We start from the raw sequence: 11,722 nt of genomic DNA, 5'->3' as shown, positions 1-11,722 counted from the left end.
GTTCGGGCCGGAAATGTGCCGATTGTCATCGGCCGGCCACGAGACATCACGCAGTTTTCGACGAAACGGGGATTTTCCTCGACCAAACATGCCCCAGGAAGACGGCGTCAATAGCCTATGGGGTAGCCGTCCTTGCGATGATCCGACGCCGCCAGATAGCCTCCCTGCTCCAGCCGGTAGGCCATCTGCGCACTGCCGAACTCCAGATCAAAGCGCGGCGCCACATCGACCTTGTGGCCGCATGCGCGCAGATGCTCGACAGCATCCGGCGGGACGTTCCACTCCACCGCCACGCCCACGTTGTCATCCTTGATGCGCCAGCGTGGCGCGTCGCTCGCTGCCTGGGGATTCTGGCCGAAGTCGGCCAGCCGGCTCGTCACTTGAAGATGGCCCTGCGCCTGCATGGAGCCGCCCATGACGCCAAAGCTCATCAAAGGCTGCCCGCCCTTCATCAGGAAGCCTGGAATGATGGTGTGGAACGGCCGCTTGCCTGGCGCCACCACATTGGGATGCCCGGCCTTCGTTGAAAAGCCCCAGCCCCGGTTCTGCATGGCGATACCCGTTCCCGGCACCACCACGCCGGAACCAAATCCCTTGAAGTTGGATTGGATGAACGACACCATGGTGCCGTGCCGGTCTGCCGCGGTCAGATACACCGTCCCGCCGCTGTGCGGATTGCCGGCCCGGGGTTCGCCCGCGCGATCCGGATCGATGAGCTTTGCCCGTTCCGCCAGATAGGCGGGTTCCAGCAACTGCGCGCTCGACACCTGCATGTGGGCCGGATCGCCCACATGTTCGTACAGGTCCGCGAACGCCAGGCGCATGGCCTCGATCTGCAGATGCAGCGCGCGGCCGCTGTCGCGCCCGCAATCCGCCAGGTCGAAACGTTCCAGCATGCCCAAGGCCATCAATGCGCCGATGCCCTGGCCATTGGGACCAATCTCGTAGAGCTCCAGGTCGCGGTAGCGCATGCCTATCGGCTCCACCCAGTCAGCCGCATGGCCCGCCATGTCGGCCTCGGTGATATAGCCGCCCGTATTGCGCGCGTGGGCGGCTATCGCGGCGGCCAGCTCGCCGCGGTAGAAGCTCTCGCCCTTGCTGCGGGCGATACTCTCCAGCGTGGCGGCCTGGCCAGGGCTGGAGAAGCGCTCGCCGGGCAAGGGCGCGCGGCCCCCGGGCGCAAAGGACTCGGCAAAGCCCGGCTGCCCGCTCAGGCGCGGCACCTGCTTCTGCCACTGGCGATGCACCGTGGGCGAAACCAGATAGCCGTCCCGCGCATAGCGTATGGCGGGCTCGAACAAGTCCTCGAACGGCAGCGAACCGAATTTCTCCCAGATCGCGCGCCAACCCGACACGACACCGGGTACCGTCACGCTGCCCCAGCCTATCGGGTCCATGCCATCCAGATGCGCGAACCTGGCCGTTTCCCAGGCGGCCGGCGCGCGCCCCGACGCATTCAGCCCATGCAGGCGCCCGCCATGCCAGACGATGGCGAACATGTCGCCGCCGATCCCGTTCATGCATGGCTCCACGACGGTCAGCGCAATGGCAGTGGCGAGTGCCGCGTCGATCGCGTTGCCGCCCCGCGCGTACATCTGCAGGCCGGCAGCGCTGGCCAGTGGCTGCGACGTGCTGACCACGTTGTCCGCAAGCAGGGGCATGCGTTGCGATGCATAAGGAAGCTGCCAGAAGGGATCGTTCGGAATGGGCATGGGAGTCGGGTCGGAAATTAGGAGCTGGCCGCCCGCGGGCGGCCAGCAAGAAAGCCGGGACGGCCGCTATTTGCCCGCAGTAATGTTCAGGGCCTTGACCTTGTCGCGCCAGAACGCCTGCTGGTCCAGGATGAACTTGGGCAGGGTCTGAGCCGGAATCTCGCTGATCTGGAAGCCCTGCGCCTCGATGGCCTTGCGGAATCCCGCGTCGCCCTGCGCCTTGGCCAGCGCGCGGGCCACGATGTCCAGGCGGTCCTTGGGCGTTCCCTTGGGCGCCATCAACGCGAACAGGTTCTCCGCCTCCAGGCCCTGCACGCCCAGCTCCTTGAGCGTGGGTACGTCAGGCATGACCGGCAGACGCTTGGCCGAGGCCACGCCCAGCACGTCGATGCGGCCGCCCTGTTTATGCGGCAGCGAGCTGGTCACGCTGTCGAACATGAAGACCGACGCGCCCGAGATGACTTCGGGCAAGGCCTGGCTGCTGCCCTTGTACGGGATCTGCAATGCGTCCACGCCCGCCTGCTCCTTGAAGATCTCGCCCTCCAGGTTGGACAGGGTGCCCGCGCCCATCGACGCGTAGTTGTACTTGCCCGGCGCTGCCTTCAGATAGGCCACCAGGCTGGCATAGTCCTTGATGCCCAGCGTCGCGGGGGTGACCAGGATGTGCGGGGCGCTGGCGATCGCGCCCACCGCATCGAAGTCGCCGTCCAGCGACACCTGCTGCTTGCCATTGAGCGCTTCGTAAATGGAGTTGGACATCACCGACGAGATGTACAGCGTGTAGCCGTCGGCTTCGGAACGCGCCGCCGCCTGCATGCCGATCAAGCCGCCAGCGCCGGGGCGGTTCAACACCACCACCGACTGGCCCAGCGTGTCGCCCAGCTTCTGGCTGAGCTCGCGAGCGAGCACGTCCGTCGCTCCGCCCGGTGGAAACGACAGGATAAGCTGAAGCGAACGCTGCGGAAAATCAGCCGCCCCCGCGCCGGTAGCCGCCGACAACGCCAGCGCGGCAAAGGCGCGCTTCAGAATGCCGAGTCCCTGCGGGCGCGCGGCGGCGCGGCCCGATTTACATACAACACTAGCCATGCGATTCCCCTTGGTTGAAGCGCCGTAGGCGGGTCTGTTGCCCTTGTATCCTGGCGGCCCTGGTCGGCCCATTCTATGAATTGCTTTTGTGGCAATCAATATCAATAATTAGCATGCCAATTGCTATTTTGAGAATCACGACATGCTCAGCACCGCGCACCGCTATTTCCTCGAGGTCGTACGCGCAGGCAGCATCAAGGACGCGGCCACGAGCCTCCACGTAGCGCCCTCCGCCATCAGCCGGCAGGTCGCCAAACTGGAGGATGACTGCGGCGCGGCCCTGTTTGAACGGCGCCCGCATGGCATGGAGCTGACGCGGGCCGGCGAAATGCTGGCCGACTATGCGCGCCGCGTCGCCATGGATGCCGAACACGTGCTGCGCGATATCCGCAGCCTGCGTCATGCGGAGCTGACGACCATCCGCATAGGCTCCAACGAAGCCGTGGCGCGCAACGTGCTGCCGCCCATCCTGGGCGCGTACCGCGCCCTGCATCCCGATGTAGCGTTCCAGGTGCACATCGGCTCGCCCGGCGTCGTGACGCAGCGCCTGCGCGACAACAGCATCGACGTGGGCCTGGCCTTCAGCCTCAACGCGGGCAACGGCATCGCCGTGCGCTACGAAATCGTCTCGCCCGTTCGCGCCATCATGGTCCCGGGCCATCCTCTCGCCAAACGCGCCAGCGTGTCCTTGGACGACCTGCGCCGCTACCCGATCGCGCTGACCGACTCGGGCACCACCGTGCGCCTGTTGTTCGACAACTCGGCGGCGGGCGGCGGCGGGCCGCCTTTCGACATCGCCTATTCGAGCAACTCGTCATCGGTCATTCGCGCCATCGTCGAGGCCGGCCATGCCGTCACGCTGGCCGGCGAGATCACGCTCGCCGAACCGCTGCGCAGCGGCGCGCTGGTGGCCGTGTCCTTGCAGCAAGCCGTCTTCGCCGAACGCACGCTGCAAGTGCAGACCGCCAGCCACGCCCGGTTGCCCGAAGCGACGGCCGCTTTCATCGAGCACCTGATCGAAGCGCTATCCACAGGCGCCCGTTCACGCGATTCTTGACTTGGCGCAGGCTTGCCGCAAAACTGAAGTTCTACACGCGCGCAGGCTCGGCCAGGCGCGGAAGGCCCCGATTCAATGGTCAGAGTGAATGATTGAAGGAGCTCCGCATTGACCACTGCCGCGATGCCCAGACTGAAACTGCGCCGCCTTGTCACCGTGCTGGCGCTCGCGAGCGGAATCATCGCCTTCGTCAACACCCTGTACGCGGCCTACCTGGTGCAGCGCGAGCAGTTGATTGCCAACACCCTCGAGGCCAACCGGGCCTATGCGGTCAAGCTGGCGGAAGTCACCGACATCTACATCGAATCCATACAGCGGCAATTGCTCCTGTCAGCCGAGCGAGCGCCTGGCCTGCTGGGTTCGAAACCCGCCATGGAAGACGAACTCGCGCGCCTCGTCCATCAGAGCGACGGCGTCATGACGGCCGCCATCGCCGACAGTAGCGGCACCATCCTCGCCACCGCTCCCTCCGACGCGGGCTTCGAAGGCAGGACGCTGGTGCGCCAACAATTGGCGACGGGCGCCCAACATCTGAAGGGCCAGATATCGACCCCCTACGTGGGTATGGAGGGCCAGCTGATACTGGCGTTTTCCGAGCCTTTTCGTGATGCCAAGGGCAACTATGCCGGCACGATTCTCACGGCCATCCACCTTCGGCAAGGCAACGAGTTCGACAAACTGGTAGGCGAGCACTTCTACCGCGACGGATCCTACCTGTATGTCGTCGACGGCAACGGCACCATCATTTACCACAAGGACAAGGATCGCATCGGCACCAGCGAAAGAAGCAACGCCGTGGTCGAAGCCGTGCTGCGCGGCGAGACGGGTGCGATGCCCGTGGTCAACACCCGCGGCGCGCACCTCCTGGCCGGCTACGCCGCGCTCAAGAACGGCGGATGGGGCGTCGTGGCGCAACGCCCGCTGGACGAAACGCTGCGCCCGCTGCGGAGCCTGACCGACAGGATCGTGCTCTACGCTTTGCCGGTGGGGCTGATCATGTTCCTGGTCATCTATCTGTTGGGCCGCTGGATCTCGCGGCCGTTGGAGGAACTGGCGCAGATCATCGAACGGGACCAGCCCGGCGCATCCGCTGGAGATCTGGACAGGGTCAAGGGCTGGTACTACGAAGCTGCCCGCCTGCGGAACGCCGTGACGATGAGCCAGAGCTCCCAAACCCGGCGGCTCGACAAGCTGAACACGGACACCATCACCGATCCGATGACGGGCCTCTTCAACCGCAGGGGCCTGGCGCTGCAGATCGCCACCCTGCGCCAGACCCAGCAGCCTTTCGCGGCGCTCGCGCTGGACCTGGACCACTTCAAGCGCGTGAACGACACCTACGGGCACGCGGCCGGCGATCAGGTGCTGATCGCGCTGGCCGCCATCCTCAAGACCTGTGTGCGAGGGGAAGACGCGCCGTGCCGCGTCGGCGGCGAAGAGTTCCTGATCGTGATGCCCAACGCCTCGCGTGACACGGCGGAGATGGTCGCCGGACGCATCCGGGCTGCGACGGCAAGCCATGCCATGCCGCAAGCGGTGGGGCGTGTCACGGTGTCCATCGGCATCGCGCTGTGGCCGTCGGATGATGCCGACATCGACAAGGTCATGGCGAAGGCGGATGAGGCCTTGTACCGGGCGAAGAATGCGGGACGTGATCGGGTGGAGGTCTGGTCTGTCAGGGAAGCCGATAGCGCCAATGCCAAGATTTGAAATTCCATCTAGTTTTCACCCGATGACTAATCTTCATTAGACGGTTTTCACCACCCGCCTACAATCCTCGCCAGGGTCAACTCAAATAAAAAGACCGTGGAGACAAGATGAAGACAGCCGTTCCCGGCGGGACCTCCGTTCTCACCCGACTCAAGTACCTGGCATTGGCCGGCCTGTTCATGGCGGCCTCCGGCCACGCGCAGCAGCCGGCAAAGCTGGTCGTCGGCTTGCCGGCCGGCGGATCGTTCGATACCGTGGCCAGGATCGTGGCGGAGAAGCTTCCCAATCATCTGGAGCGGCCCGTGGTGGTGGAGAACCGCCCCGGCGCGCAGACGCGCATTGCCATTCAGGCGGTCAAGGGCGCCGCGCCCGACGGAAGCAGCTTGCTGGTGGCGCCGGGCGTGGCCATCTTCCTCTACCCGCACCTGTTCCGACAGCTCAATTACGATCCCTTCGCCGACCTTAAGCCGGTGACGCAGCTGGTGAGCTGGGACATCGTGCTCGCCGTCGCGGCCGATAGCCCCGTCACCTCGTTCAACGAGTTCCAGACCTGGGCCAGGCAGAATCCGGACAAGGCGTTCTACGGTACATCCGGCACCGGCAGCCTGCAGCATTTCCTGGGCGTTTCACTGGCCAGGCGCCTAGGTACGCCGCTGGAGCACATCGCGTTCAAGGGCGGCAAGGACGCCGTCACCGCGCTCCTGGGCGGACACATCAATGCCATCGTTATGGATGCGGGCGAAGTGGTCCCGCTGGCGCAGGCTGGCAAGTTGCGCGTTCTGGCGACCTTCAGCGCTCAACGCGAACCGGCGCTGCCGCAAACGCCGACCATGCGCGAACTCGGGCTGGGCGAACTCGAGACCTCGGGCTGGGCTGGGCTGTATGCACCGGCCGGCACCCCAGAGCCAGCCATCCGCAAGCTGAATTCGGCGGTAAACGACATCCTCGCCCTTCCCGACGTCGCCAAGCGTCTTTCCGAGCTGGGCATGCGGCCGGCCGGCGGCACACCGCAGGCGGTCGACGCGCTGGCGCGCCAGCAGCTCGAGCAGTGGCGCGATACCGTGGCCCAGTCCGGCTTCGTGATCGATTGAGCTACGCCGCCCGCCACCCATTTTCTGATCTCACTGGATCAAGTCCCATGTTCGCATTGACCACCCTCGACATCGCCTCTCGTCCCGTTGCCTGCCTGGAAATCGAAGGGCGGAATTATCCGCTGGCCACCTGTGCCCAGGTGTTGGACCAGCCCGCCCTGGATACCTCCGTCCGCGATCTCTTCGAAGACTGGCCGCGCTCGCTGGCGCTGCTTGAGCAGGCAGCCGCCCGCCGCTCCGCGCTCGACGGCCATGAGGTCTCCGGACCGGTGCGCCACATGGCTCCGCTGCAGTATCCGGGCAAGGTGCTTTGCGCCGGGGCCAACTACCATGACCACCTGGCGGAAATGAACGTCCCGAACGCCGAGGACAAGTCCGCACAGCGCCTGTTCTTTTTCTTCAAGCCGCCCCGCCAGGCCGTGGTCGGCGAGGGTGCCACGGTACACATGCCCATAGGCTGCCAGCGCCTGGACTGGGAGATCGAACTGGCGCTGGTGATAGGAAAGACGGCCAGGAATGTGCTGCCGGAAAATGCGCTGGACCACGTGGCGGCGTACACCGTCGCGGTCGACATGTCGGCGCGCGACCTCAACAAGGCGCCCGACACCTTCTACAAGCTGGACTGGGTGGCCGGCAAGGCGCATGACACCAGCTGCCCGCTCGGACCCAGGCTGGTACCGGCGGCGTTCATCCGCGACCCCATGGACCTGGGTCTGAAGCTCAGCATCAACGGCCAGATCAAGCAAAACGCCCGTACCAGCGGCATGGTCTTCGACATCCGTGAGCAGCTGGCAATCCTGAGTCGCATCATGACGCTGGAACCCGGAGATCTAGTACTGACGGGCACGCCCGCCGGCGTGGGCGCGCCACAAGGCACGTTCCTCAAGATCGGTGACGAAATCAGCGCAACGATCGAGGACATCGGCACGCTGGCGGTACAGATCCAGGCATCGCGCTGACATCCTGGCCGGCCCCGGCCGCACCTTTCCAATGAGGCAGTTCCATGCAGTCTCTTTTCTCTCCCCTGCCCGCTACAGCCGGCGACACCATCTTCGCGCTGGTTGAAGCCTTCCAGAACGACCCTGCGCCCCACAAAGTCAGTCTCAGCATCGGCACCTACTTTGCCGAAGACGGCAGCATCCCTGTGATGCGCGCCGTGCGCCAGGCCCGCGACATGCTTGTGCAGGCGGGAAAGCCGCATCCCTACTTGCCCATCCCCGGCTCGGCCTCATACCGCAACGCAGCCAGATCGCTGATCTTCGGAGCCAATGGCCCCGAGCCTGAGCGCGTGGTGACGACCCAAAGTGTCGGCGGCACCGGCGCCTTGAAGCTGGGCGCGGACTTGCTGCGCCATATCTGCCCCAAAGCGACGGTCTGGGTCAGCGATCCGACATGGGAGAACCATGCTCAGATCTTTCGCCAGGCGGGCTTCGCGGTGCATGAGTATCCCTACTACGACGCCCAAACTGCCACCGTGCGCTTTGCGCAGATGCATGACGCGTTGCAGGCTCTGCCGGCAGGGTCCATCGTCGTGCTGCACGCCAGCTGCCACAACCCAACTGGCGTGGACCTGTCTGCAGATCAGTGGGAGGCACTGACCGAACTGTTTGCGCGCCAGGGCCTGATTCCCTTTTTTGACCTGGCGTACCAGGGGTTCGGACTAGGTCTGGATGCGGACGCCGAACCAATCCGGGCAATGGCGCGGGCGGGCGTGGAATGCCTGGTCGCCAGTTCATTCTCGAAGAACTTCTCCCTGTACGGCGAACGCTGCGGCGCCCTGAATATCGTGTGCCGCGACGGAACCACCGCGGACCGCGCGCTGGGCCAGCTCAAGCTGCTGATACGTGGGAACTACTCCACGCCTCCCACGTTTGGCGCCGCCCTGGTTGCCGCCATTCTGAGCGATGACGCGTTGCGGCAAGTCTGGACCGATGAACTGGAGCAGATGCGGACACGGCTCGTCAGCCTGCGCGCCCGCTTGTCCAACGCGCTGACGCAATTGACCGGCGCGCGCGAAGCCTGGGACTATATCGAGCGACAGCAAGGACTGTTCTCCTACATGCGGTTGAGCCCCCAACAGGTCGAATCGCTGCGCCGCGAACATGCCGTGTATCTGCTGAAGTCCGGCAGACTCTGCGTTGCCGGCCTGACCGACGGCAACATCGATTATGTCGCACGCGCCATCGCCGCTTGCGCGCAGCGCTGAACATTTCTCCCTGCGCCCGCAAGTCCGAGGCGCCCCACTTATAGGAGCAAGGCAATGGCCCTACCCAACCGGCTTATGGCCGCGAGTTCCGGATTGATGCTGGCCCTGGGACTGACGCTGCCGATGGCCAAGGCCGCCTCCGATGCCGGCCTGCTGCAGGAGGCCCTGCAACGGGCGGACCAGACCGAGTCTGAAGTGATCGCATGGAGACGCCACATACACCAGCATCCTGAGCTGTCGTACCAGGAGACCGAAACCGCGAAGTACATCGCCGACGCCTTGCGCGCCATGCCCGGCATCACCGTCGAGACCGGGATAGCGCGCACAGGCGTCAAGGCCGTGCTCAAGGGCGGCAAGCCAGGACCGGTGGTGGCGTTGCGCGCCGACATGGACGCCCTGCCCGTCGAGGAACGCAATGACCTGCCATTCCGCTCGCAGGCCAAGGCCGTATGGCGCGGAGAGCAGGTATCGGTTTCCCACGCCTGCGGCCACGACACTCATGTCGCAATGCTGCTGGGCGCGGCCAAGGCCTTGTCGGCGATGCAGGACGAACTGCCCGGCACGATAGTCTTCCTATTCCAGCCCGCCGAAGAATGGGGACCCGACAAAGAGCCCAGCGGCGCCAGGGCCATGATCGCGCAGGGAGTGCTGGAGAATCCCAAAGTGGACGTGGTCTTCGGCCAGCACATCAGCGCCGGCGCCCCCTCCGGCACCATCGCCTATCGCGCCGGCCCTACCATGGCCAGCGGCGACCGCTTCGAGATCTCACTGCACGGCAAGGGCGGACACGGCGGACGCCCATGGACCGCGAATCCCGCGCTCGTACCCGCAGCAGAACTGACATTGGCGCTGCAGGGCATCACCAGCAGCAAGGTGGATCAATCCGACGGCGTCACCGTACTGTCCATCGGCATGTTGCAGAGCGGACGGCGCGCAAACATCCTGCCCGAAAGCGCCGAACTGGCGGGCACGGTACGCTCGCTTTCGTCGCACAACCAACGCATCGTCCACGAGGCCATCCGCGCACGCGCCGAGCATATTGCGCAGGCCTACGGCCTGAGCTCCAAGGTGAACATCTACACCGGCTACGAGGTCGTCGACAACGATAAATCCCTGACCGGCAGCTTGATACCTGCATGGCAGGAAGCAGCCGGCGCCGGCAAGACAGTTGAAATGCCCGCGCCATCCACCGGCAGCGAGGACTTCGGCGCATATGGCGTCAGCGGCAAGGTGCCCTCGGTCTTCTGGTTCATTAATGCCTCGCCATTGGGCGACAAAAGCGGCGCGCCCAACCATTCGCCGGAGTTCGCCATCGACGAAAACGCGCTGCGCGTGGGTGTACGCGCGCTGGTGGCTTCCGCGCTGACGTACATGGACAAGCAGTAGGCCGCCCCCCACATCCCGATCCCGCCCGGCGCCGCTACGCGCGCCGGGCGTTCCTTCCAATGCCCCCGATACGGGGGAGCTGATCGTGCCCTGTTCGTTCTGTTCCCGAACGGACCATGTCTTCCATCCCAGCCTTCCGACCGTCCCCAAGCACTCTCGTGCTCGCACGAGCGTGGCGCGGCAGGGTCTTTCCTTGCTCCCAACCCCCATAAAGATACCGATTGGTATTTTTCATTGCTCATAAAAAACAAAAATCTCAGCATTAAAAACCGGGATTTTTTATATGGGAAAACGCGATTGACATAAAAACATACCGAATGGTATGTTTGCCCAAAGAATGCAGCCCGCCGCTGAAGGAGACAATCGGCGGACGGTCTGCACGCAGGCTCACCAACCCATGGCAAGGATGTCTAAGAATATGGATACCCCACGTTGGAAGCAGCGCCCGGAAGGATCGAATTGGGGAGACTTCGGCCCTGACGATCAGATCGGGCGCATGAATCTGCTAACCCCGCAAACGCGCTTGCGCGCGTTCCGCGAGGTGCAGGAAGGCCGGGCGTTCTGCCTCAGCCTGCCGCTGGACTACCCAGGCGGGAACACTTTGTTCCAGCATCGCCGGGAACCGCAGTTCTCCTACGACAAGCGCGGCGACGGCCACAACTACAACTATCGGCTGTCGCAGGTCTGCCCCTGCTTCAACGACGTCGTTTCGGACGACGCCGTCCTCATGTTCCTGCAGTACTCGACCCAATGGGACGGACTGGGGCATGTTGGACAGATGTTCGATGCGAACGGCGACGGGCTGCCCGAAAAGGTCTACTACAACGGCTATCGCGGCGGCCTGGACGTGATCGGGCCCGATGACGCAAAGAGCGGCCTGGGCGCCAAGGCCATCGGTATCGAACGCATGGCCACCGCCGGCGTCCAGGGGCGTGGCGTGCTGGTCGACCTGGAACGCCTCTACGGGCGCGAACGCGCACTGATCGGCTATGACGAGCTGATGGCAGCCCTGGACGGCGTCGCGGTACTGCCCGGCGATTTTCTCTGCCTCTATACGGGCTTTGCCGACCTGATCCTGGAAATGAACAAGCAGCCGGACGGCGACGTCCTGGCGCGCTCGTGCGCCGTGCTGGACGGCCGCGACGAACGCCTGCTGCAATGGATCACCGACTCCGGCATCGTGGCAATCTGCGCCGACAACTTCGCGGTGGAAGCCTATCCGGCCACGCCAGGCAAGGGTGAGCACTATCCCGGCCTGCCCCTGCACGCGCATTGCCTCTTCAAGCTTGGGCTGCATCTCGGCGAACTCTGGTACTTCGCAGAGTTGGCGCAATGGCTGCGCGAGCATGGCCGCAGCACTTTCCTGCTGACGGCGCCGCCGCTGCGCCTGCCCGGCGCGGTAGGTTCGCCCGTCACTCCCGTCGCCACCGTCTGAAGCCGGCCGCGGGCGCTACGCCCGCAGCTCTCACCTCTT

9 protein-coding genes are annotated in these 11,722 nt (G+C 64.8%); 7 read left to right on the top strand and 2 right to left on the bottom strand.

What is annotated here, in order from left to right; genetic code table 11:
• Positions 1-107: 107 nt before the first annotated feature.
• Together AC1RHV_RS16460 and AC1RHV_RS16455 are read right to left on the bottom strand one after the other, a co-directional pair.
• Complete coding sequence (locus AC1RHV_RS16460; protein ID WP_119450414.1) at positions 108-1,712, bottom strand: gamma-glutamyltransferase family protein; 1,605 nt, start codon at positions 1,710-1,712, stop codon at positions 108-110.
• Between the two features lie 66 nt (positions 1,713-1,778).
• Positions 1,779-2,798 (bottom strand): Bug family tripartite tricarboxylate transporter substrate binding protein, encoded by a 1,020-nt coding sequence (locus AC1RHV_RS16455; RefSeq protein ID WP_082400824.1) that lies wholly within the window; start codon positions 2,796-2,798, stop codon positions 1,779-1,781.
• Positions 2,799-2,940: 142 nt separating this feature from the next.
• On the opposite strand from AC1RHV_RS16455, the gene AC1RHV_RS16450 reads away from it, so the two are divergent.
• From AC1RHV_RS16450 to AC1RHV_RS16420, 7 genes are all read left to right on the top strand, one after another.
• Positions 2,941-3,855, top strand: a complete 915-nt coding sequence (locus AC1RHV_RS16450; protein WP_492301368.1) for a LysR family transcriptional regulator — start codon at positions 2,941-2,943, stop codon at positions 3,853-3,855.
• A gap of 108 nt (positions 3,856-3,963) precedes the next feature.
• Positions 3,964-5,565, top strand: coding sequence for a sensor domain-containing diguanylate cyclase (locus AC1RHV_RS16445; RefSeq protein ID WP_492301366.1), 1,602 nt, complete (start codon positions 3,964-3,966; stop codon positions 5,563-5,565).
• Between the two features lie 107 nt (positions 5,566-5,672).
• Positions 5,673-6,656, top strand: coding sequence for a Bug family tripartite tricarboxylate transporter substrate binding protein (locus AC1RHV_RS16440; RefSeq protein ID WP_313387426.1), 984 nt, complete (start codon positions 5,673-5,675; stop codon positions 6,654-6,656).
• 47 nt (positions 6,657-6,703) lie between these two features.
• Complete coding sequence (locus tag AC1RHV_RS16435; protein ID WP_492301364.1) at positions 6,704-7,615, top strand: fumarylacetoacetate hydrolase family protein; 912 nt, start codon at positions 6,704-6,706, stop codon at positions 7,613-7,615.
• Between the two features lie 44 nt (positions 7,616-7,659).
• Positions 7,660-8,862 (top strand): amino acid aminotransferase, encoded by a 1,203-nt coding sequence (locus tag AC1RHV_RS16430; RefSeq protein ID WP_492301363.1) that lies wholly within the window; start codon positions 7,660-7,662, stop codon positions 8,860-8,862.
• Between the two features lie 54 nt (positions 8,863-8,916).
• Positions 8,917-10,248 (top strand): M20 metallopeptidase family protein, encoded by a 1,332-nt coding sequence (locus AC1RHV_RS16425; protein WP_492301361.1) that lies wholly within the window; start codon positions 8,917-8,919, stop codon positions 10,246-10,248.
• Between the two features lie 418 nt (positions 10,249-10,666).
• The gene (locus AC1RHV_RS16420) at positions 10,667-11,683 is read left to right on the top strand and encodes a cyclase family protein (protein WP_492301359.1); all 1,017 of its coding nucleotides are present in this window, start codon (positions 10,667-10,669) and stop codon (positions 11,681-11,683) included.
• Positions 11,684-11,722: the final 39 nt, after the last annotated feature.

The sequence above is a fragment of the Achromobacter sp. GW823-FHT04E03 genome, from assembly GCF_058796095.1.
Note: the sequence above shows the minus strand (reverse complement) of the source record. Positions and strands in the feature narration are given on the sequence as shown.